General features: G+C 61.0%; 21 protein-coding genes and 2 pseudogenes. 12 read left to right on the top strand and 11 right to left on the bottom strand.

Annotation, left to right across the window (positions count from 1 at the left end):
- Positions 1-9: 9 nt before the first annotated feature.
- The gene (locus BMG03_RS19700; protein ID WP_075777637.1) at positions 10-1,512 is read left to right on the top strand and encodes a tripartite tricarboxylate transporter permease; all 1,503 of its coding nucleotides are present in this window, start codon (positions 10-12) and stop codon (positions 1,510-1,512) included.
- Positions 1,513-1,590: 78 nt separating this feature from the next.
- The gene (locus BMG03_RS19695; RefSeq protein WP_244271039.1) at positions 1,591-2,841 is read left to right on the top strand and encodes a TolB-like translocation protein; all 1,251 of its coding nucleotides are present in this window, start codon (positions 1,591-1,593) and stop codon (positions 2,839-2,841) included.
- 336 nt (positions 2,842-3,177) lie between these two features.
- On the opposite strand, the pseudogene BMG03_RS19690 reads toward BMG03_RS19695, so the two are convergent.
- Positions 3,178-4,281 (bottom strand): annotated as a pseudogene (locus BMG03_RS19690) (IS3 family transposase).
- Between the two features lie 191 nt (positions 4,282-4,472).
- On the bottom strand, positions 4,473-5,405 hold the full coding sequence (locus BMG03_RS19685; protein WP_075777502.1) for an IS5 family transposase: 933 nt from the start codon (positions 5,403-5,405) through the stop codon (positions 4,473-4,475).
- 1,446 nt (positions 5,406-6,851) lie between these two features.
- Here BMG03_RS19685 and BMG03_RS19680 point away from each other — a divergent pair.
- Positions 6,852-7,694, top strand: a complete 843-nt coding sequence (locus BMG03_RS19680; protein ID WP_075777511.1) for a LysR family transcriptional regulator — start codon at positions 6,852-6,854, stop codon at positions 7,692-7,694.
- Positions 7,695-8,052: 358 nt separating this feature from the next.
- Here the strand turns inward: BMG03_RS19680 and BMG03_RS19675 are convergent, their stop codons facing one another.
- The 7 genes from BMG03_RS19675 to BMG03_RS19645 form a co-directional block, all read right to left on the bottom strand.
- A complete protein-coding gene (locus BMG03_RS19675) occupies positions 8,053-9,066 on the bottom strand; it encodes an NAD(P)H-dependent flavin oxidoreductase (protein WP_075777504.1) in 1,014 nt (337 codons plus the stop codon).
- A 16-nt stretch (positions 9,067-9,082) separates the two neighbouring features.
- A complete protein-coding gene (locus tag BMG03_RS19670; protein ID WP_075777505.1) occupies positions 9,083-9,472 on the bottom strand; it encodes a DUF488 domain-containing protein in 390 nt (129 codons plus the stop codon).
- Positions 9,472-9,816: a carboxymuconolactone decarboxylase family protein gene (locus BMG03_RS19665; RefSeq protein ID WP_075777506.1), complete on the bottom strand. Its 345-nt coding sequence runs from the start codon at positions 9,814-9,816 to the stop codon at positions 9,472-9,474. The genes BMG03_RS19670 and BMG03_RS19665 overlap by 1 nt, the downstream gene beginning before the upstream one ends.
- Positions 9,809-10,210, bottom strand: a complete 402-nt coding sequence (locus BMG03_RS19660; RefSeq protein WP_240497757.1) for a hemerythrin domain-containing protein — start codon at positions 10,208-10,210, stop codon at positions 9,809-9,811. The genes BMG03_RS19665 and BMG03_RS19660 overlap by 8 nt, the downstream gene beginning before the upstream one ends.
- Positions 10,211-10,450: 240 nt before the next feature.
- On the bottom strand, positions 10,451-10,786 hold the full coding sequence (locus BMG03_RS19655) for a group III truncated hemoglobin (protein WP_240497756.1): 336 nt from the start codon (positions 10,784-10,786) through the stop codon (positions 10,451-10,453).
- Positions 10,787-11,377: 591 nt separating this feature from the next.
- The gene (locus BMG03_RS19650) at positions 11,378-11,647 is read right to left on the bottom strand and encodes a hypothetical protein (protein WP_075777677.1); all 270 of its coding nucleotides are present in this window, start codon (positions 11,645-11,647) and stop codon (positions 11,378-11,380) included.
- The gene (locus tag BMG03_RS19645) at positions 11,644-12,198 is read right to left on the bottom strand and encodes a cytochrome c oxidase subunit 3 (protein ID WP_075777676.1); all 555 of its coding nucleotides are present in this window, start codon (positions 12,196-12,198) and stop codon (positions 11,644-11,646) included. Before BMG03_RS19645 ends, BMG03_RS19650 begins: the two co-directional genes overlap by 4 nt.
- A gap of 250 nt (positions 12,199-12,448) precedes the next feature.
- Here BMG03_RS19645 and hemN point away from each other — a divergent pair, with 250 nt between their 5' ends.
- The gene (hemN, locus tag BMG03_RS19640) at positions 12,449-13,804 is read left to right on the top strand and encodes an oxygen-independent coproporphyrinogen III oxidase (protein ID WP_077701426.1); all 1,356 of its coding nucleotides are present in this window, start codon (positions 12,449-12,451) and stop codon (positions 13,802-13,804) included.
- A 136-nt stretch (positions 13,805-13,940) separates the two neighbouring features.
- Here the strand turns inward: hemN and BMG03_RS19635 are convergent, their stop codons facing one another.
- The gene (locus BMG03_RS19635; protein ID WP_075777624.1) at positions 13,941-14,240 is read right to left on the bottom strand and encodes a DUF6522 family protein; all 300 of its coding nucleotides are present in this window, start codon (positions 14,238-14,240) and stop codon (positions 13,941-13,943) included.
- Between the two features lie 12 nt (positions 14,241-14,252).
- On the bottom strand, positions 14,253-14,672 hold the full coding sequence (locus BMG03_RS19630; RefSeq protein WP_075777625.1) for an Rrf2 family transcriptional regulator: 420 nt from the start codon (positions 14,670-14,672) through the stop codon (positions 14,253-14,255).
- A 400-nt stretch (positions 14,673-15,072) separates the two neighbouring features.
- Here BMG03_RS19630 and BMG03_RS19625 point away from each other — a divergent pair, with 400 nt between their 5' ends.
- From BMG03_RS19625 to BMG03_RS21130, 8 genes and pseudogenes are all read left to right on the top strand, one after another.
- Positions 15,073-16,356 carry a flavin-containing monooxygenase gene (locus tag BMG03_RS19625; protein WP_075777626.1) on the top strand — a complete coding sequence of 428 codons (1,284 nt, stop codon included), beginning with the start codon at positions 15,073-15,075 and terminating at the stop codon, positions 16,354-16,356.
- An 18-nt stretch (positions 16,357-16,374) separates the two neighbouring features.
- The gene (locus tag BMG03_RS19620) at positions 16,375-16,788 is read left to right on the top strand and encodes a RidA family protein (protein ID WP_075777627.1); all 414 of its coding nucleotides are present in this window, start codon (positions 16,375-16,377) and stop codon (positions 16,786-16,788) included.
- 30 nt (positions 16,789-16,818) lie between these two features.
- The gene (locus BMG03_RS19615; RefSeq protein ID WP_075777628.1) at positions 16,819-17,496 is read left to right on the top strand and encodes a DUF1028 domain-containing protein; all 678 of its coding nucleotides are present in this window, start codon (positions 16,819-16,821) and stop codon (positions 17,494-17,496) included.
- The gene (locus BMG03_RS19610) at positions 17,496-18,431 is read left to right on the top strand and encodes a LysR family transcriptional regulator (RefSeq protein WP_075777629.1); all 936 of its coding nucleotides are present in this window, start codon (positions 17,496-17,498) and stop codon (positions 18,429-18,431) included. Before BMG03_RS19615 ends, BMG03_RS19610 begins: the two co-directional genes overlap by 1 nt.
- Before the next feature lie 3 nt (positions 18,432-18,434).
- Positions 18,435-19,532 (top strand): acetylornithine deacetylase, encoded by a 1,098-nt coding sequence (gene argE, locus BMG03_RS19605; RefSeq protein ID WP_075777630.1) that lies wholly within the window; start codon positions 18,435-18,437, stop codon positions 19,530-19,532.
- 202 nt (positions 19,533-19,734) lie between these two features.
- Positions 19,735-20,886 carry an aromatic ring-hydroxylating oxygenase subunit alpha gene (locus tag BMG03_RS19600; protein ID WP_425275176.1) on the top strand — a complete coding sequence of 384 codons (1,152 nt, stop codon included), beginning with the start codon at positions 19,735-19,737 and terminating at the stop codon, positions 20,884-20,886.
- Positions 20,887-21,347: 461 nt separating this feature from the next.
- On the top strand, positions 21,348-22,094 hold the full coding sequence (locus BMG03_RS19595) for a sulfite exporter TauE/SafE family protein (protein ID WP_075777631.1): 747 nt from the start codon (positions 21,348-21,350) through the stop codon (positions 22,092-22,094).
- A 142-nt stretch (positions 22,095-22,236) separates the two neighbouring features.
- A pseudogene (locus tag BMG03_RS21130) lies at positions 22,237-22,416 on the top strand (GntR family transcriptional regulator); the annotation flags it as partial.
- Positions 22,417-22,423: the final 7 nt, after the last annotated feature.

The raw sequence follows: 22,423 nt of genomic DNA, 5'->3' as shown, positions 1-22,423 counted from the left end.
AGCGCACCAATGCTCGAATATCTGTTGATGGGAGCCGGGTCCCTGCTGGATCCGGCAATGCTGCTCGCGGTTGTCGCGGGCGTTGTAGGCGGTGTTATCATCGGCGCCCTGCCGGGGCTGACCAGCACCATGGGCGTGGCGCTGCTGATACCGGTGACATTCTCGCTCCCGCCGCAGGTCGGGCTGGCGATGCTGGGCGGAATTTATTGCGCCTCGACCTATTCCGGCGCAATCAGCGCGATCCTGCTGAACATCCCCGGAACCTCCGCTTCGGTCGCCACGATGCTGGACGGTCATCCGATGGCCAAGGCCGGCGAGCCCGGACGCGCCATTTCGCTAGCGACCTTTGCCTCGGCTATCGGTGGCGTCGTCAGCGTGTTGGCGCTGTTGCTGCTGGCCCCGCAATTAGCGGAATTCTCGCTGCGCTTCGGGTCGCCCGAATACTTCCTGCTCGCCATATTCGGCATCACCGTGATCGCCTCGATGTCGGCGGGTGCGATGGAGAAGGGTCTCATCGCTGGCGCGCTCGGCCTTATCCTGAGCACCGTCGGAGTACACCCGCTGACCGGCACCATGCGATTCACGATGGGCCTGCCCACGCTCTATGACGGAATCCCGCTAGTGGTGTCGCTGATCGGTCTCTACTCGATCCCCGAGGTCATAGACCTGATACGGCGCGCCCGCACCTCGGACGGGGACGCCCGCGGCGTCGACCGGTCGAGCCCGCTGCGGGTGTTGCCGGAGCTAATGTCGCAGAAGCTGAACCTGTTGCGGTCGAGCGTGATTGGGATCATCGTCGGGATCGTGCCCGGTGTCGGTTGCAGCGTTGGAGGCTTCCTAGCCTATGACGCGGCCAAGCGGGCGTCGAAGAAACCTCAGACCTTCGGCAAGGGTGCATCCGAGGGCATCGTCGCTAGCGAGACCGGCAACAACGCCGTCACCGGCGGCACGCTGATCCCGCTGCTGACGCTGGGCATCCCGGGCAACCCGGTTACCGCTGTGCTGCTGGGTGGCATCATGATCCATGGTCTGCGACCGGGACCGGAGCTGTTCACGACAAACGCCGAGGTAACCTATTCCTTTATCTTCAGCCTGTTCCTTGCGAACCTGATGTTCATCCCGGTCGGCCTGCTGCTGGCGCGATACGGGCTACGCGTGGTTCAGGTGCCGCCGGCGATCCTAGCGCCGATCATCTTGGCGCTTGCGATCATCGGCGCCTATGCGATGCGCGGTTCGGTCGACGATATCTGGGTAATGCTGGCCATCGGCGCACTGGGCTGGGGCATGGCAGCGTTGGCGGTGCCGCGCGCGCCGCTGGTACTTGGCCTTGTGCTTGGCACATTGGCGGAAGGCGAGCTCGCCCGATCACTAGCGTTGGTGCGCGGCGATGTCGGCGCCTTTGCCCTGCAGCTGGTCACCCGGCCAATCTGCTTGGTTCTCATCGGGTTGTGTGCCTTTGCTATCGTGCATGGCATCGTCCAGCACCGCCGCAACTCGAAATTCCTCGAGTAGGGTTTGCCCTCACTCGCTTCCAGAAACACGACCGAGAGGAGCTCCCCGGTGAGCGTTGTTAAGACGATTCCTTGCCCTGTGCATAAGGTTGGTCAGAGTTCTGACCATCATTTCTTCGGCTACTATAACAAGAGTATCTGGGACCGTGAAGGTCAGCGGATGCTAGCGCTTCAGGTGCCGCGCATGGCCTGGGATCTGGCCGCGGAGGACGTTGCTGAGGTGGGGTATTTCGACCTTGCCGACGGCGAGAAGTTTCACACGGTCGATACCACGACGGCTTGGAACTGGCAGATGGGCACCCAGCTGCAATGGCTGGAGGGCCTACCGGGCCGCAAGGTGATCTTCAACCGCCGCAGTAGTGACGCCGCCGGGGCCTATCCGGGCCTGCAGGCGCGTATTTGCGATATCGACGATGGCACCGTCATCGACCTGCCTGATCCCGTCTACGTGGTCGCGCCTGACAGCAGTTATGCCATCTGCGTCGATTACATGCGATTCACCGCGACCCATCCCACGATCGGCTATGTGCCCGTTGGACCCGCACCGGAGCTCGAGCTTGCGCCGACCGATGACGGCATTCGCCGGATGGAGTTGCCGGGCGGCGAGTCGCGGCTGCTGCTCAGCCTTGCCGACCTGAAGGCGTTCCAGCCGGTGGCTTCGATGGAAGGCGCGATCCATTGGGCCACGCATCTCGAAATTAACCCAGCCGGGGACCGGGTGCTCTTTCTGCATCGCTGGACCCGACGGGTCGAGGACGAGACCTGCTGGCTGCACCGACTGCTGGTGGTCAACTCGGACGGAACCGGGCTGAAACTGCTGGAATGCAGCGATCACCCTATTCCGCACTTGGAGAACGCGCACGACCCCCATGCGCTTGACACCTTCGACTACGAGATGTCGGAATATCAAATCTCGCACCCTACCTGGCGTGATGACCGGCACATCATGGTCTGGGGGCCGCACGCGGGCGAGATCCACTACCATCTCTATGATGTCGAAACTGGCGAGGCCGAGGTGGTGGGGGCGCCGGTGCTCACCGAGAACGGTCACATGACCTATTCTCCCGATCAGGCCTGGATGATCTCGGACACCTACCCGGACAAAAACACTAACATTCGCAAGCTGTTCCTCTACCACCTTGCGACGCGGCAGCGTGTCGACGTAGCAAAGCTGCGGACCGACCCAACGCTAGGCAAGGAGAACCGCTGCGACCTGCATCCGCGCTGGCATCCTGACGGAGGATCGGTCTGCATCGACTCCGTCCACGAGGGCGAACGTCAGCTATATGTCGTCGATCTGACGGGCGTGTTGTCCGGTTGTCATCGCTAAAAAGACTTGCAAGCGCTCTGGTAGGCCCTCCTACGGAACGCAGCGAGCCATCTTGGTATCAGCGGGATCAACAGCGGTCCAAACTTGCGGAGCGCGGCGTTTTTTAATGGTCCAATTGTCGTGCGGTAGCGGGCGACGGTAGCGTTGATTCCCGGCTTTCATGCAAGTGAATTGAGCTTAGCTGAGTTGTTCGTTGACAAAGATTGCCGCAGTCGTTCGCCTTGATGAGGAATGACCTGCCACGGGATTTTTCCTCCACCATCGATTAGAGTCCGACCCAACTTGATCCGCACCCCCAGAGCTCTACCGCCCTTAGGCAGAGTTTCCCGGCTTTGCTCAGGGTGACGGGCTGGTGACGCCCCCTGATTTCGTCAGCGTGATCGGAGCCTTGTTCCCGATCGCGCCGTGTGGCCGTTCCTCATTGTAGTATCTACGCCAAGCCTCCAACTTTTCGGTCGCATCCGCAAGGGTGAGGAACCAATGCTGGTTCAAGCACTCGGTCCGGAACCGGCCGTTGAACGCTTCGATGAATGCATTGTCGGTCGGCTTGCCGGGGCGCGAGAAGTCGAGGGTCACGCCACGCTGATAGGCCAGAGGTCCATGTCGCGAGACACGAACTCGGTGCCCTGATCGACTCGGATAGTCTTCGGATAGCCTGTCTGTCGGCACACCCGGTCCAGCGTTGCGACCACATCCTCGCCGCGGTAGCTGAACCGGACATCGAGCACTGGCACTTGAGCCGTGAGAAGGTGTCGATGACTGTCAGAACCCTCAGCTTCTTGCCTGTCGCAAGCTGATCGTGAACAAAGTCCATTGCCCAGACGTCGTTCGGGCCGACCGCCTCGGCGCGGTCGTCACGCAGCTTGGCCTTCACACGGCGCTTCGGCGTCTTGTTCCTGAGTTGCAATCCCAACTCCCTGTAAATCCGATAGACTTTCTTGATGTTGATGTTTCAGCCCTCACGTTCGAGCAGGACGTGAACGCGCCGGTAGCCATACCGCACGCGCGTTTCACAGATCTCCCGGATCCGCTTGGCGACAGCAGCCTGATCGGCGCGGCGAGACTTGTAGTGGAACGTCGAACGGTCGAACCCCATAGCCCCACAGGCCTTTCGGATCGAGACCGCCCAATCGCTACACATCCCGCGAACCAGTTCGCGCTTGCGATCAGGCTTCAGAGCTTTCGGCGGATGACGTCTTGCAACATCTCCCGATCCAGCGTCAGGTCCGCGACGATCTTCTTCAACCTGGCGTTCTCATCCTCGAGCTGCTTCAGTCGTCGCATCTCGTCAGGCAGAAGGCCCGCGTATTTCTTCTTCCAACTGAAGTAGGTCGCCTGGCTGATCCCTGCCTTCCGACAGATCTCCGCGACCGGCGTGCCTTCCTCGCCTTGCTTCAAAATGAACGCTTTCTGCGCGTCCGAAAATTTGCTCGCCTTCATGCGACTCCACTCCTCTTCCAGCCAAGGAAGCGTAGCGGAAAACTCCAGCTTCAAACGGTCCAGTTTCCGGGGATCAGATCACACCAACCGGGCTCCGGTCGCGGCTGGATGAAAGTTCAGTGGCAGGTCAGGAACTCGGCGCTGTTGCACAAATCAGATGATGACCGCAGTTCCCCTTTCTCCGGACACACTTATCCCAGTGCCACGGTGACCGGGATGCCGAGGGCAGTGAAGCGGTTCATTACCGCCGCACGGATCTGAACTTCGGCAACCTGGCGGTCGAAGTCGCGGGACATCAGCTTCTGTCCGAGTAGCTTTACGCAGTTCATTTTCGTTTCCACTCTGCTACGTCGGTGGTAGCCGCTCCAGTTCCGCCACAGCGCCCGGCCAAGATGCTTTGACGTCCGCAGTATCTCGTTGCGCGCTCGGGCTCCTGCCGTGTCCGGCTTCCAGGGTCTCGCGTTGCGGCGGGGCGGAATGATTGCTGCCGCACCGCGGTCAGCGATGGCGTCGTGGCAGGCGCGCGTGTCGTAGGCACCGTCTGCTGTAACGGTGGCAATCTCCTGATCCGGGGGCAGCTGGGCAAGCAGGTCCGGCGGCATCGGCGCGTCGCCGACATTGCTGGAGGTGACCTCGACTGCCCGGATCTCCAGCGTTTCCTCATCGATCCCGAGGTGGAGCTTGCGCCAGACCCTTCGTTTCGAGCCGCCATGCTTGCGCGTGTGCCACTCGCCTTCGCCTTCCACCTTGATGCCGGTGCTGTCCACGAGCAGATGCAGCGGCCCCTTGGAACCGCGATACGGGATCGTCACGTTCAAGGTCTTCTGGCGACGTGACAGAGTGCTGAAGTCCGGCACGGACCAGCCGAGCCCGGACAGTTCGAGCAGGCTCGCCACGAAACCGGTCGCTTGGCGGAGCGGCAGCCCGAGGAGTGTCTTGAGGGTGAGGCAGGCCTGGATCGCAGCGTCGCTATAGGCCTGCTGACGGCCGCGACGCCCCGACGGAATGGCTTCCCAATGCATCGAGGGATCGAACCAAACGGTCAGTGATCCGCGCTGCCTCAGCGCCTGATTGTAGTTTTGCCAGTTGGTGGTCTTGTAGGTCGTCTTCGGAGGTCTGCTCATACCTTCCGGCTACTACATTGGATTCGCGAGGTGAATCCCTCGCCCCTTTGTGCAACAACGCCCAGGAACTCTGTAGTGTTCGACGTTAGATATTCCAGAGAAGTACAAGCTGCGCGAAATGCTGGATTCGCGATCGTCTCGATTGTACGCTCGATCATAACGCGTAGTTTGCCAAGGGCTAATGGGATGAACTGCCTTCCCACCAACCTGCTGCTATCATTGCGGGCGTAGGTGGAGAGATGAGCATCTGATGGACATCAAGGTTGGGTCGGAGTCTAATCGATGGTCGAGGTTAAGTCCCGTGGAAGATATTTCGTTCTCGATCAGGCCACCTATTCCACATCACGGATATAAAGAGCACCGCTATGAAACACGGAGCTTTTGCTAGGGGCTTCTTCGTTATTTCTGTAGACATTTGATCAGCGCTGCTATGGTCAAAACCACCAATACCAGAATTAGAAGGCCGAAAAGCCAACCGATCACCATTTCGAAACTCATTCCATTTTCCATGTCACTCGAGTCCACTGTTTCGTTCTCATGATCGTCGGTCGACGTCCCGGGACGCACGCGGCTATTCGGGACTGACGTCGGCGGGGCGCACTAATCTGGTGCGAACTCCACCGCGAATGAGGGCGGAGACGAGAATATCCCGATGCCGCGCCCGTCGTTGTCTTCCATCACGCTGGGATCTCTCGAACGGCTGTTTGCTGATGCGGTCAGCACAGCGGATGAAATACGCGGTGCCTTGAGTGAGAGCCGGCCTCACAGTTCGAGCGTGCGTCGAATGGCACCCACTCCCCACAGCAGCAGGCCAGTGGTTAGCGCGCTGATCCCAGCGCTGTGCGCCCATGGCCCCGCAATGCCCGTGTCGCCGAAGGTGAAGAGGGTGATTCCGGCCAACGAAAGCCCGAGCCCAGCCATGAGGCGACACTCTCCCGGGGTCGGGCACGGCCTTCGCCCGTCATTGCTCTCCTCCTTCGGCGCGGCGGGTTCGCTCCCCGTCACGCTGTTCGCTCCGTTCAAATCGCTGTTTCTCATGGCCTTACGAACCTCCTTTCGAGACACTCTTTCAGCGCGACGTCAGTCGCATAGATCCACAACGCGGGTCGGGCGGGCGGCGAATTCTGACCAATTCGCGGCTTCGAAGGCTGCCCACCGGTCCGGGGCGTGTCGGAGCCTGCGGCGGAGTTCGAGGCTCGGCGCAGATTTCGGACTCGTCAGGCCCCGGCAACTTCTCTCACGCCACGCATTGCGGCCAGACGCGATCCACGAGAGGCTGTCGACTGCCGGAAACCCCTCCGGCCCGGTAAGCTCGTCTAATTCATATGCCGGTGATCTTCCGGTTGTCCGCGAGATGCGCGGGTTCAAGTGTCGCGCGATTCATCATATTGGGGAAGCGAATATAAATGCGATATGATATTCGAAAACACGATGCATGGGGCCTCTATGAACATTGAACATGCCCGAACTTTCCTTGCCGTGGCTGATACCGGCAGCTTCGTAGCGGCCGCCGAAAGGCTTCACGTCACCCAGTCAACCGTGAGCGCCCGTATCCGGGCACTCGAAGATCAGTTAGGCACCAGGCTTTTCACTCGCAACAAGGCCGGCGCGGCACTGACTGCGGGCGGTGGCCGGTTCTTGAAGCATGCAGCGCAGATGGTGCGAGCCCTCGAACGCGCGCGGCACGACGTCGGCCTGCCTGGACAATTCCGCGCGCGTGTCGTCATCGGGGCGCGCTTCGGCCTGTGGGAAGGGCTGATGATGCAGTGGTTCGCCAATATCCAGCGGTCCCATCCCCGGGTTTCGTTTCATTCCGAAATCGGCTTCGAGCCTGAACTGATGCAGGCGCTGGTCGACGGGCGGATGGATATCGGAGTCATGTTCACCCCGCAGCGCCGTCCGATGCTCGAGCTCCTGCCATTGCTTACTGAACAGCTGGTGCTCGTCTCTACCGAACCGACCGCTAGCATGCAGCCTGACGGCTATATCCATGTCGAGTGGGGCCCGGAATTCGACAATCAGTTCCGCGCTGGCTTTCCGGAGTTTCCCGGTCCTGCACTCTCGGCCAACATCGCCTGGCTCGGCCTTCAATATCTCAAGCTCAATGGCGGCAGCGGCTATTTTCCCCGGCGTCTGGTCGAACACCAGATCGATAGCGGCGCCCTGTTCCCGGTGCCCGGTGCGCCAGTGTTCGAATTGCCGGCGTGGATCGTGATCCGCGAGGATCGCAACAAAGCGCTTGTTGATCCGATGGTCCAGAGTTTGATGGTTGGCCTTGTGGCGCCTTGATCTGCGATCAATTTCCGCTCTTGTCCTTTCCCAGCGGCCTGTCGCTCGCGTTCGGTATCCTGCTGGAACATTCCCGATCGGTCACCTCGCGTTCGGGCTCGCTGCGTAGTGCTTTCGCGGGATCGAAAAAACTCCTTCCGGCAAGGTTTCGTCCGCCCTTTGGTCGATCGAACCGAGTATGTCTGTCAGAGGCTTCATGCCGCGACCGAGGGTCCATAACTGATCGTTAGACGACCATCCACGCGGGAAGCAGTCGCGCCAGTTCTCTGACCGGCGCGCAAAGCGAGGTGGTGAGCAAAAGCAACCTTGGCAGCTGAGCTCTTAAATTCGTCGTTCACGGCTTCGACTTAAAAGCACGTCAAAACGGGTGTTCCAAGAGATGACGGGCCTGCGCGACCATGCCGTCCAGACGTGCGGCGGCCGTGGGGACATCGTTGAGCGCACCCACACCCTGACCCGCATAGAGTGCCATCGCCTCCAAGTCGCCGGTCGTGGTTCGCAGCGGCGAATCCGTGCTGAAGCGCAGGCGCGGCTGCTCGCCGTCGCGGGCGATGGCCTCGCGCGGAAGACTGTCAGGGTCGTGGCCGAGGTAATGTCCGTCCAGGCTCTCGGTCACGCTATTGGCGATCACCCGCACCGCAGCGCCCTTGGGCCAATTCAGAACGAAAACATCGGTCAGAACCGTGTGGTCGCCGGTGGCCTCCGTGATTCGGGATTTGTGATAGGGATGAGCGAAGGATTCCTCGGTCGCCAGAAAGGCCGTGCCGCATTGCACGCCATCGGCGCCGATGGTCAACGCGGCGGCGAGGCCCTCGCCCGTTGCGATCCCTCCGGAGACGACGACCGGCAGGTCGGTCTGCGCAAGGATTTGCTCGGCCAGCCCGAAAGCCGGGTGTCGTCCATGCACGTGACCGCCCGCCTCGACGCCCTGCGCGATGATCACATCCGCTCCGGCCTCTTCGGCGATCCGCGCGGCCTCGACCGTGCCGACCTGATGCAGAACAAGGCAACCGGCACGTTTCACGCGGGCCACCACGTCAGGCATCACGTCCCAGAAAAAGCTGAAGGCCGGCACGCCAAGATCGAGACAGCAGGCGATCTGCGCATCGAGCAGCGCTGGTTCGGTCGCCGCGGGGATCAAGTTGACGGCAAAAGGTCGGTCAGTCGCGTCCCGCAGCGCAGTAACCTCTGCGGCGATCAGGGCTGGGTCTTCGCGCACCATGCCCAAAATCCCGTAACCGCCCGCATTGGCCACGGCGGCGGCCAGTTCCCAGCGGGAAACGCCGCCCATCCCGGCCAGCAGAACTGGCTGGGCGCACCCCAGCAGGTCGCAAAGCGGTGTGTGCAGCGGGTTTATTGGCTGGTCCGTCATGCTTGCTCCTCCCGTTCTATAACCATTGGCGCAGGTAATCGCGTAACACGACGGCGTTATTATGTGCCTCGTCCTTTGAAGCATAAAGTAGCGTAACGACGTTCTCGCGTGCATATCCGGCGAGCTCGCGGACCAAATCGTCATGAGCGGCAAGTTCCGCCTCATAACGCGTGGTGAACTCCTGCCACCTATCAGGGTGCTCGTGGAACCAGCGCCGCAATTCGTCGCTCGGCGCGGTCTCCTTGCACCAGTGAAACAGTCTGGCGCGGTCCTTCGCCATGCCGCGCGGCCAGAGACGATCGACCAATATCCGCTTGCCATCTGACACGCGTGCCGCGCGATAGATCCGCTTGACGCGGATAAGCTCGCCAGGAGCTTCGGAGGTGGGGGGGCTTGCTGACGGCATCAGCTGTCCGGCTTGTCCGTGTCGCCGATCATCTCAACTGCTTTCAGAGCATGGGTCCAAGAGGCGCCGGCGCGCATTTCCGCGGCGACCCAAATCGCTTCCATGACCTGTTCGTCCGAGGCGCCCGCACGCCGGGCGGCTTTGACATGGCTCTCGATGCACCATGGGCACTGCGTTACGTGCGCGACGGCCACGGCGATAAGCTGCTTGCTGCGCGCATCGAGCGCCCCTTCAGTGAACACCGTTTTCGAAAATGCGCGGAAGGCGTCCTCAGTCTTCGGCGCCAAGGCATGACGCCGCTCCACGAGATTCTTGGTCGGGTTGGGACGATGCATCTCAGACATGGCCTGCGCCTTGGGTTTCGAATTGCGGGAATAACACGTCGTTTTCCAGCCGGATATGGGCTGCTAGGTCTTCAAGAAATTCACCGACCCCGGCATAGAGCCGCGTCCAGCTTTGGCATGCACCGTCCGGCAATGTCAGATCGTTTGTCAATTGCCGGATCTGTTCGACCTCCGCCTCATGGTCGTCGTGATCCGCGCGCATCGTAGCGATCGGCCCGTCCAGCCTCGGTGCCGCGTTGCGGATGGCGGGAAACAGAACCAGCTCCTCCTTCTTCATGTGGACTTCGAGCTCGCCGATCATCCGGTGCAGTAGCACGGACAGCCCGGCAGGGACATCTGCCTGCCCGGCATGAACGGTTTCCACCTTTTCCGAGAGCGTCGCCAGTTCAGGCAATTGAGAGCGATGCTTGGCGTGATACTCTGCCTCGATGTAGCGGGTGAGGCTGGCAGAATCTTGTGGGGGGTAGCGGTCTCGTCATGTTGGTATCCTTTGGTCAGAGCAAAGAGGGGACGGTTCGAGGCGTGGCGCTCTCGACCGCCATATGCAGCGAGCGCGCTATCCGCTCGGCGCGTTCGATGACATGGGCGGCCCCCTCCCGGGGACAGGTCTCTGTCGCGGTCTCGCGGAACAGCATCAGCCAGCGTTCGAAATGATCCCATTCCACTGGCAAGGACGCATGGCCTGCATCGGGGCGCCGTGAAAACGACCGGTCATGAGTGCGACCGAGGACCAGAACTCCACCATCCGCTGCAAATGCGGCCCCCAGTCCGAAATCCTGGAGGCGAAGATCGGCCCGGGAACCGCGTCAGCACGCACCTTGTCGTAGAAGCGATGCACCAACCGGGTCAGTTTATCCTCGTCCAAACCCGTTTGCGCCATAATCGCAGCGGTCGTTTCGGGGCGCGCGGATATGATCTGTAGATCAGCAGGTGACATGGGAACCCCCGAGAATTTGAACTTGAGGCTCATGCTATCTCCGCAAAATAAGCATTGTAAATACCTATTGCGGTGAGTGTAGGATGCCCATGAACTTCGCAATCTCGCAAATTACGGGCGGAGCATTTCGATCCGGATGGCAAGCGTCCGCGAATCTGGTCTTCCCGACCGCCCGCCTTTGGCTGAATCCTTGATGCCCAAGAGGGTGCAGGGGTTACGTTTTCGGACCGTAGCCAGAAGACACGAAACCCTTTAGCACCTCGTCCCTGGCGACGGTCTGGTCCGGGCTCCCTGCGAGGCGCATCAACACGCGCAGGCCGTCATCGGCGGAAGAGGTGGGGCGAATTGTCGTGGCTTACAATGGGTATTTGAATTACTTGCGCGCCTAGCCACCCTTTGCGGGGAGGTAGGATTAAGTAACGGCTTCTATCACGGCGAAGCTGGGTATCGTCGGATCGCCATGGCAGCGACGGCCTGATGCCCGCACCTCTCGTCGCGAAATTCGCGCAACGGGGGTTGTCCATTCGGACCGGCTCACATCAGGTTGTTCGAGGAGCAGAGCGCATCAAGCGAGCGTTGCATATGCAGGCTCGATAGTCGTTACCGAACAGACCAGCGGGTTCCCTATAGCCCCAGTGGCGCGAGATAGAGCGCCAGCAACAGGAGGCACACGCCTGTCAGCGCCACATCGAAGCCGCGCTGCCAAGCGGGCGCCTGCACCAATCCCAGATATTTTCCGAGGATGATCCGCGCCTTTTGCCAGGCAAGTGCCATCACGACCACCGCTGCCGCCACTGGCCACTTGGCCCAGACCCCCGAGAATGAAAGCAAGGACGAGCCAAGGGTGAGGAGAACAAGCGTGCCAAGCGCGATATAGAGGGACCGGCGTGTCATTGCAGGAGATAGACCACTGGAAAGAGCAGCACCCAGATCAGATCGACCATGTGCCAGAACGCGGTCGCATCCTCGATATTTCCCACATGATCGCGCCACGCCACCAGCAGCAGCAGGATGACGCCGGCTGCGACATGCGCGGCGTGAAATCCGGTCAGCAGGAAGTAGAAATTGAAGAAAGGATGCGTGTCCCAGACAATGCCTTGCGCCGCCTTGGACGCGAATTCGGCGCCCTTGATCCAGAGAAATGCCGCGCCGAGCAAAGCGGCACACACAAGAGAAACGCGTGCGCCGCCACGCCTGCGCGATTGCCTTAGATTCAACGCCAGGGCAGCGAAAAAGCCGCTCGTCAGCAAGATAATCGTGTTGGTCGCAGCGGCAGTCCGGTCCAGCGCATTCTGCGCCTCGGCAAAGCCCGTCGGATCCGTGATCCGCACCGACAAGAAAACGATCAACCCCGCCCCGAAAACCAGCAATTCGCTGATAATGAGAACCCACATCAAAAGATCGCCGGGCAAATCGTCCAATGCAGTTCGGGTTTGATCCGTCATTCAGCAAGACCTTTGCAAGAGCCTTCGGCCCGTCACGACTCAATCGGCTTCAACCTTCGTCGCCATGATCTCTCCCTGCACTATTTGAATGCGCATTGTAAATACCAATTACCGCACACAAGATGACTCGATGCCCTTCTGTCAATTTCACGGTCGAACGAGGGGACCTGTGCGGCCACCGGCTGCGTCGTCGCAAATTTAGTTTGAGCCACAGCAAAGAAGCCCGCTTCTGTCTGTCTGATAAGAGGGCATGGAACACACAGAAACACTTCGGGCCCTTGGCCTCTTCGATGCGCGCGTGCCGCGTTACACGTCCTACCCGACTGCGGCGGCCTTTGCGCCCGACACAGGCGCGTCCTTTCAACGCCATGCGCTTGAACGGTTGGACCCGAGCGAGCCTGTGTCAGTCTACATGCACATCCCGTTTTGCGAGCGTCTTTGCTGGTTCTGCGCCTGTCACACACAAGGCACGAGAACCCTTGGCCCGGTGGAAAGCTATATCGAGGCGCTTGAGGCAGAGCTCGAAATGGTGCGCGCCATCATACCGAACGGCCTGAAAATGGGCCGCCTTCACTGGGGTGGCGGAACGCCTACCATCCTGCCGCCGGAATTGATTCATCGTCTCTCGGCATCGATACGCCGTGTGTTTCCACCAGCTCAGGAGTTCGAGTTCTCGGTGGAGATTGACCCGACCATGGTCGATCGCGCGAAGATCGAAGCTCTCGCCTCCGAGGGCATGAACCGCGCGTCGATCGGCATTCAGGATTTCGATCCCGAAGTCCAAAAAGCCATCGGTCGCCTGCAACCGTTCGAAACCACACGCGCGTGCGTCGAAGACTTGCGTGCAGCCGGCATCGCCTCTCTCAACACCGATCTGGTCTATGGCCTCCCGCACCAGAGCCTCGCACGCATCGAAGATACGATCGAAAAGGTTCTCACCTTTACGCCGGACCGCGTTGCGCTCTTTGGTTACGCGCATGTGCCTTGGGTTTCAAAACGGCAAAAGCTGATCGACGAAGACGCGCTGCCGGACGATCTGGCGCGCTACCACCTCGCCACGCGCGCCGGAGAACTGTTTGTCGCGGCTGGCCTCACAGCTATCGGCATCGACCATTTCGCGCACCCCGGCGACACTCTGACGGCGGCGCTCGAAGCCGGACGGCTGCGTCGCAATTTCCAAGGATACACGACCGACACATGCAGCACTCTCATAGGGCTTGGGGCATCGTCGATTTCGCGCTTTTCGGAAGGTTATATCCAGAATGCGCCCGCAACCGCGGCTTATCAGCAGCGGATTGCAACCGGTGTTTTTCCGGGCGCTCGTGGCTACCAGTTAAGCCCCGAAGACCAGTTGCGCGCTCGGGCGATCGAGGAGTTGATGTGTCGGTTCGCAGTGGATCTTGACGATTTGAGCCAGGAGTTCGGCACCGATGCCCAGAAGCTGCTACCGTGCCTGACGGAAATGGCCACGCGCTTCGCGCCATTCGCAAGGCTGACGGGAAAGCGTATCGCCATTGCACCGGAAGGTCGCCCGTTAACACGGATAATCGCTTCGGTTTTCGATCAGCACGTGCCCGAGGGGGTGCGCTATTCGCGCGCGTCCTGAACAAGGCGCGTCTGATGGCGGAGCGCGCCTTCAGCAGGGTGTCACGCTAGACAACTCGCCGCCGGCAACAAGAAGCGGAGCTTGCGGGGGAGGGAGGGGCAGATCGTCGTGCTTCTTTCCCGCGGGAAATTGCTGGTCAGGACTTCGAATGTGTCGTTGCGAGGTCGCGCGGAGCCGCAACGGGTGCGTGTGAGGGAAAGGTGCCGCGTGACAGGATCGTGCCGTTCTTATCGACAACGAGGCGTAGAGCGCGACCGCCAAAGTAGAAGGTCAGCCGCCATCGGCCGGCATCGTCGTCGACACCGGCCTCGCATCTGCTTGTGACCTCGCCGTCGCGGAGTTTCGCGAGAACATCGGCTGGTGGGAGGCCGAAAGCGCGTCCAACGAGTTCTGCGTCGACAGTAAAACCCTCAGTGGTGAAAGACACGTTACGCATCGCTATCTCCTTTCAGACCGCAGATGAAACAGTGGCCGGCAAGGCGATGTCTGCCAGCGTCGAACGATCGAGTTCTGCCAAAAACGCGGTCTCTGCGGCGCGGAGTCTGCCCTTCAAGCCGCAGACGGGGGTAATGCAGCACGCGCCGTCAGGCAAAAAACATTCGACAATGGCCTGGTCCTGCTCGAGAAGCCGCACGAGGTCTCCAAGAACAATCTCGTGGGCGGGACGGCCGAGCATTGCGCCGCCACCGGTCCCGCGCCGCGTGGTCACGAAGCCGTGCCGGGCCAGGCGCTGAATGACTTTATTCAGGTGGTGGCGAGAGATACCGAATTCATCGGCGATCTCGGCTGTCGAGAAGGCACGCTCCGGCCCGCTGGCCATCCGCATCAGCGCTCGGAGTCCGAAATCTGTGAAACTGGTCAGGCGCATATGGTGCCTCCAACAAACAAGCATCAGAAATACTTGTTATAGGTTCGGCCGCGATCGCGCAATGATCTTCGTGTCAAGTCAGTCACGTCCCGGACGCCATCCGCCTTTCCGCAACAGGCCGGATTGGGAGACCTAAAGCATCGAGGCAACTCGGATTGAAGGAACTGGGCCGGTGCTCAGATTTTCCGAGCTGACCACAGAATACTGGGCTGAAAGGATAAGGCTCGCACAGAGCGATGCTCCCTTCGCGGTGAATGGTAGCCTAGCTTAGGCGCTCCCTAATCAATACTACCGAAAATCTTTATTTTAGTTAACCTGCCCCGGTTATACCGAGAAGGTACGGGACGAGGGCCCTCGTGCCACTTTCGGGCAACGAAACAAACCGCTGGGGACTGCGCTGATGAAGATTGATAACATCAATACGCTCGTCATTGGTGCGGGGCAGGCCGGGATCGCCATGAGTGAGCATCTGACGCGCCGGCGGATCGCACATATCGTCCTCGAGCGGGCGCGCATCGCCGAGTCCTGGCGCACGCGCCGTTGGGACTCGCTCGTCGCGAACGGACCGGCCTGGCATGATCGCTTTCCGAATATGGAATTCGAGGGCCACTCTCCTGACGCATTCGTCGGAAAAGAGGATGTGGCCGCTTATTTCGAGGCCTATGCTGAACGCTTTGCGGGTCAGATACGGAGCGGCGTCGAGGTGACGGCGCTCGCGCCGCTGGACGGGCGTCCGGGGTATCGCGCGGACACGTCGGAAGGAGCGATCGAGGCGCAAACCGTCGTCGTTGCGACCGGTGCCTTCCAGACACCAGTGATCCCTCCGATTGTCCCAGAAGCCGATTGGCTTAACCAGATACATTCCAGCGATTACCGAAATCCGGATGCTCTGCAGAAGGGAGCGGTGCTCGTTGTTGGCGCGGGATCTTCCGGAGCGCAGATCGCGGATGAGCTGGTGCGGGCAGGGCGCCGCGTCTTCCTTTCGGTCGGACCGCATGACCGGCCGCCGCGCAGCTATCGTGGCCGCGACTTCGTCTGGTGGCTGGGCGTGCTCGGGAAGTGGGACCGGCAAGCGAGCGCCCCTGGTGCCGAGCACGTCACCATCGCGGTCAGCGGGGCGAACGGGGGCCAGACGGTCGATTTCCGCAGGCTTGCCCAAGACGGCATCACCCTTCTCGGACGCACCGAGACTTGTGCCAATGGCGTGCTGTCCTTTGCCCCTGACCTCGAACGCAACGTCCGCCTTGGAGACGAGAACTACCTCGCGCTCCTCGACGAGGCAGACGCCTATGTGACCCGCAACGGACTCGACCTGCCTCCCGAGCCATCGGCCCGGGCGCTTGCCGCGATGCCGGACTGCGTGACCGATCCGCTGCAGACGCTCGACATTCGCGCAGCTGGCATTTCCACTATCATCTGGGCGACCGGCTTCGCTAACGACTACGGCTGGATGGCGGTCGATGCCTTTGACGAGGCGGGACGGCCCGCGCATCAGCGCGGCGTGTCGCGCGCATCGGGGGTTTATTTCCTCGGCCTACCATGGCTTTCAGGGCGCGGCTCCAGCTTCATCTGGGGCGTCTGGCATGATGCGAAATACCTCGCAGATCACATCGAGATCCAGGCCAGCTACCGTGCTTATCGTCCCGATCCCGCAGCGGCCCGCGCCGCTTCCCGCCCCGCTTGATCCGAACAGGGAAACATCATGGCTCATACCCGAATTCGCGCCTTCAACACGAAGGACACTTACCCCGAACAGAACCTCGACAATGATCTCGCGCAGGCCGTCGTGGCGCGTGGGCAGATGATCTTCCTACGAGGGCAGTGTCCGCAAGACCTCGACACCGCGAAGAATATCGATAGCCACGACCCGGTCGAGCAGACCCACAAGGTCATGCAGAACATCCGCCAGCTCATCGAAGAGGCAGGAGGCGAGATGGCGCATCTGACCAAACTTGTCGTCTACCTTACCGACGTGCGCCACCGCGAGGCCGTCTACCGGACAATGGGCGAATACATCGGCGGTGTGCATCCTGTTTGCACCGGTCTGGTCGTGGTCGCTCTTGCGCGACCCGAGTGGCTGGTGGAAATTGACGCAACAGCCGTAATTCCCGACTAGACCCGATTTCTGCAGCGAAACGGAGCACGCATGACCTTTTCTATCGTAGCCAGATGTGCGCAAAGCGGCCAGCTCGGCGTTGCAATATCCTCGTCTTCACCGGCGGTCGCAGCGCGCTGCGCGCGGGCGCGGGCCGACGTCGGCGCGGTCTCGTCGCAAAACGTGACCAATCCCGAGCTGGGGAAAATCATGCTGGACCGGATGGCAGCGGGCGAGGGCGCAGCGGATGCCGTGGCCGCGGCACGCGACGGCGACGATCATCCCGATTATCGCCAGCTTCTCGCAATTGACGCGCGCGGCGCGACATCGGTTCATTCGGGTCCGAAGGCCCTCGGGATATGGGCCTCCGCCGAGGGCCGCGACTGCGCCGCAGGGGGCAACATGCTGGCGGGGGATGGTATCCCGGCGAAGATGGTGGCGGCCTTCGAAGCGGCGGACGGTCCTTTCGGGGATCGCCTGATCGCGGCGATGAAGGCGGGTCTCAAAGCCGGCGGCGAAGCCGGGCCAGTGCATTCCGCGGGGCTGTTGATCGTTGACCGGCAAAGCTGGCCCTATGCCGATCTGCGGGTCGACTGGCTCGACGAGGGCTGTCCGATCACCGCGTTGTCCGATCTTTGGGCGCGCTACCGTCCGCAGGCCGACGATTACGTGACCCGCGCGTTGAACCCAGGCGCAGCACCGTCCTATGGCGTTCCGGGCGACGACTGATGCCGTTGCGGATCACGCTCCGCCAGCTCGAATACTTTATCGCTGTCTGCGATTGTGGTTCCATTACGCTCGCGGCCCAGAAGCTGAACGTCTCTTCGCCCACGATTTCCGCTGCCATTGGCCAGCTCGAGGCAGAGGTCGGCTTGACGCTCTTCAATCGGCGTCATGCCCATGGCCTGACCGTATCGCAAGTGGGGCGTCGGTTCCTAGAGGGGGCGCGGGAGGCCGTCGCACGGGCGGAGGCGCTCGGCGATCTGGCGAGCGCCTTGGCCGGCACAGTGCGAGGCGACCTGCATGTGGGCTGTCTGATCACCTTCGCGCAGATCGTGCTACCGAAACTGCGCCGCAGTTTCATCGACACCTATCCCGAGGTCGTCTTCCACCAGTTCGAACGCGATCAATCTGAGATTTTTGAGCAGCTGCGGGATGCGAGGTTGGATGTGGCGATAACCTACGATCTCGACATTCCCCCCGATCTCGATTTCCAGCCATTGATCGACCTGCCGCCCGTTGCACATTTCGCGCAGGATCATCCTCTGGCTGGGCTGCGCGAAGTGGCGCCCTCGGAACTTGTCGACCTGCCAATGATCCTGCTCGATCTACCGGTGAGCACCGACTATTTCCTGTCGCTCTTCGGTGCCACGGGACAGCGCCCGCGCGTCGTGGAGCGGACGCGTGATATCGCGGTGATGCGCTCACTGGTGGCGAATAACTTCGGTTATTCCATCGCCAATATCCGGCCGATCACAGACCAAGCTCCCGACGGCGGCACGCTGCGTTTCGTGCCGATCTCGGGCGCGCCTCGGTTGCTCAAGATGGGCATTCTGACGAGCCGGGGAGCGGAAACCTCACGTACGGTCGCCGCTTTCATTGAGCATGTCCGTGAAAATTTGAGCGATGCGAGCGAATTCAGTTTTGCGGCTGCAACGAGGTAAACCATGGAACTCTCCACCAAAGACATCCTCGCAGCGCTCGTCGGTTTTCCAACGGTCACGGACGGGCCCAACGGCGCATTAGTCGATTGGGTCGAAGACTTCCTGCAGTTGCACGGTTTCGCGACATGGCGGCTCGTGTCCGCCGATGGCCTGAAGGCGGGTCTACTTGCAAAGCGCGGGGAAGGAGACGGCGGCTTGCTCTGCTCTGCACACTCCGATGTCGTGCCGGTCGCTGGGCAGGCGTGGTCGCGAGATGCCTTTGGCCTCTTCGAGCGCGATGGCCGATATTTTGGGCGCGGCACAACCGACATGAAAGGCTTTCTTGCCTGCGTTCTGGCCGTCGCGCAATCACTGAAGGTCGAAGCCCAGAGCATGCCTCTGAGCCTCGCGCTCAGCTGGGATGAGGAGATCGGTTGCCGCGGCATAGCCGAGATGATCGATACGGTAATCCCTACGCTGGGACGGCCTGACCTCTGTCTTGTTGGAGAGCCGACTTCGCTGAAGATCGTGACCGGACACAAGGGCAAGGCAAGCTACCGTGCTGTCGCGACTGGCGAGGCCGGGCACTCGGCGATGGCGCCGCGGTTTCGGAACGCGCTGCACCCGGCTGCCGACCTCTTGCAGGCGATCCGGGAGCGGCAGTCCACACTTATGGAGGAGGGCGCGCGGGACGGACGTTATGACCCTCCGTTCTCAACAATTCATGCCGGGGTCTTGCGTGGCGGGAGCGCGTTGAACATCGTTCCGGACCGCGCCGAGCTTCTGTTCGAGATCCGCCACCTCGCGGCCGAGACGCCCGATTCTATAATGAGGGGCCTCGATGTGCCCCGCAATGTGACGATCACGCAGACAGGGAGCTACCCGGGTCTTTGCAGCAACGCAGAGCACCCGGCAATCCGCGCTTTTGCGTCTAGCCTTGCGCAGCCGGACGCCGGCACCGTCGCATTCGGCACGGAAGCGGGATTTTTCGCAACACTCGGCCTTGCCACGATCGTCTGGGGGCCAGGCGACATGCGCGACGGTCATCAACCCGACGAATCGATTGCGATCTCCGAACTCGAGAGCTGCATACGAATTTTGCGCGCTTATCTGTCCTATTGAAGGTGTGTCTGCAGACCTCTTGCGGAACGTGGAGGCGCTGCTGCGCGCGTGAACTCCGCTCGTCGCGCGGTTTGACCTTGGGTCAGTCGGTTAGTCCGAGCCTAAGCCATACTAATAGAAAAATTTCTTTCAACGAAGCAGGAGCGGCGGCATTCAGAAGAGGTCCGGAACGAACATCTCCGGGCCAGATATGGAGCCCGCGATGAACGAGAACACTCCCGTCACCATCCCTCGGATCGATCCTGTCGCCGAACTCGCCGCCAATGTGGCGGTCCCGTTCGAGCGCGCCTTTGCAATGCCAAGCTCCGTCTACACCTCAAAGGAGTTTCTCGCCGTCGAAGAGGAGCGGATCTTCGCGAAGAGCTGGGTCTGCGTCGGGCGCGCTGAATCGCTCGACGGACCGGGCGCCTACTTGACGACCGAGGTTGCCGGCGAGCCGATCATCGTGCTGCGCGACGCCAAGGGAGCGCTGCGAGCGGTGTCGAATGTCTGTCGCCACCGGATGTCGACGCTGCTGCAAGGTCGCGGCACCGTGCGAGTCATCACTTGCCCCTATCACGCCTGGACCTATTCGCTCGACGGATCTCTCCGCGGCGCTCCGGCAATGGAGATGAACGACTCTTTCTGCAAGGAAAGTTCGGGCTTGCCCTCGGTCCGCTGCGTCGATTGGAAGGGCTGGATCATGCTGACCCTCGATCCTGATCTGGCGGAGCCCCAGGAGATCTATTCCGAGGTGGACGATCTTGTCGGCTACCTTGATATGGCGAGCTATCGCGAGACGTTCCGCGAGGAGCATCGCTGGAACACCAACTGGAAGATTCTCGCCGAGAACTTCATGGAGAGCTACCACCTGCCGGTCTGCCACGTGGGGACGATCGGCGGCGCGAGCAGGCTCAGCGACATGGTCTGCCCTGAAGGTTTCGCGAATTTCAACTTTCACCACATCCTCAAAGCCGATTCCGTGCCGCTGGCACTGGCGCATCCGTCCAACACCGTCCTGGAAGGTGACGACCGCCGCCGCACCTGGCTGCTGGCGATTTACCCGTCGCTGATGATCACGCTCACCCCGGGCTATTTCTGGTATCTTTCTCTGCGTCCTGACGGGCCCGATCACGTGAAGATTCTATATGGCGGCGGTCTCTCGCCCGATTTCCTCGCAGATCCGGACGCGGAGGCCCATCTCGCCGCTCTCAAGACACTGCTCGACGAGGTGAACGCGGAAGACAAGGGCTGCACCGAAAAAGTCTGGAAAGGTATGCAAAGCCGCTTTGCCAAGCCCGGGCCCCTCTCGCATCTCGAACGCCCGAACTACGAATTCGCCCAGTGGCTTTCGCGAATGGTATCGACCGGCTGACGTGGACAGTGCCGGCTCCCGTGAAGAACGCCCGGCACTAATTCATAGACTCCGGTGTGCAGGTCGCCCTTGTAATCGTAGATGGGACCCTGATTACAGCCGGGTTCGTCACCCTCGAAATTCTTCTGCATGGTCAAGGCGTCCTTCGGCGTTCCCGGAGCGTTCTCGCGGAAGTACGGCTCGGGCACAGTTGAGATGGTGTCGTCGCCCAAGACCGAGTTCGAAAGCATTTCGACCGGCAGATCTATGTCTCTTGATTTTATCAAGTAAGAATGAGGTCTTAACCTTTCTCGCGCACAGCGCAGCGGGGATAGTCGTAGGCAAGAAGGTGTGTTCGTGAGCGAGGTTTACGACGCTCTGAACAGACGCCGAGCAGCGAGACGGGTTAGCGAAGCAGACCAATTCGCAGACCAAATCCCACGAGGTGTATGTAGTAGGTCCATCACTTCAAGGATCGTTTCATGCTCTCCATCGTTTTACTTGTCTTAGCAGGTCTCATGGCCGGAATGGTTAATGCGATCGCGGGTGGCGGCACGCTTCTCAGCTTTCCAGCTTTGGTCTGGCTAGGTGTCCCGCCCGTGATGGCAAATGCCACTGCGACGCTGACAGCGCTGCCGGGATATATTGGAAGTACCTGGGCGTTCCGGAACGACATTCGTGCCGAGGGAAGTCTTGGCCTCGCAGGCGTGGTAGGAACTGCGGCTCTTCGCGGACTTACAGGGGCCGGTCTGTTGCTGATTACCTCCGGAGAAGCTTTTGTCGGCATCGTGCCGTGGCTCATCTTCGCCGCGACATTGCTCTTCGCTGCAGGGCCTCGTCTCGTGGCGATGGTGCAGGCCCGCGGCGTGAAGGTAGGACCGGTGCTTTCGGCTGTCGCGATCTTTCTCGTTTCCGGCTATGGCGGCTACTTCAACGGCGGGGTAGGAATTATGCTTCTCGCGATGTTCAGTCTCATCGGCTTTCGCAATCTCCACGGCATGAACGGTCTAAAGAATCTTCTGTCCGCCGTTCTCTCGCTGGTTTCCGTCACAGCTTACGCGAGCGCTGGCCTGATCGCTTGGGACTCCGCTGCCGTGTTGGCCGTCTCGACCACATTGGGCGGCTATATTGGGGCGCATCAGGCGCGCAGAATCCGGCATACCGAGTATCTTCGTGGGCTGATTGTAGCGATCGGTGCGGTGTTGACGCTGGTCTTTTTCGTCATCTGACCGGCACGCCCGTCAGGGCGGGCGCGGACCGTCGTTTCACCGGCAATTCGGCGTCCGCCCGAGATCCGGAAAACGCTGGCCGCCCGGACTTGCTTTCCGTGGTGTTCGGTCCGAACATCAATGCGATCAAGGGAAGGGCGGTATGCGAACTGATAAAATAGCGGCACGGGGACGGCTATGGCGCATAATAGAGGAACGCGCGCCCGCACCAGGAGACCGGCTTCCGCCTGAGCGGGTGCTAAAGGACCTTGTCGGATGTAGCCGCGAAACGTTGCGCGCTGCACTCGGCGCGTTCGAGGCGGAAGGTGAGGTCTGGCGGCATGTCGGAC

Origin of the sequence: Thioclava nitratireducens, from assembly GCF_001940525.2 — a bacterium.
Taxonomy (GTDB): Bacteria; Pseudomonadota; Alphaproteobacteria; order Rhodobacterales; family Rhodobacteraceae; genus Thioclava; species Thioclava nitratireducens.
Note: the sequence above shows the minus strand (reverse complement) of the source record. Positions and strands in the feature narration are given on the sequence as shown.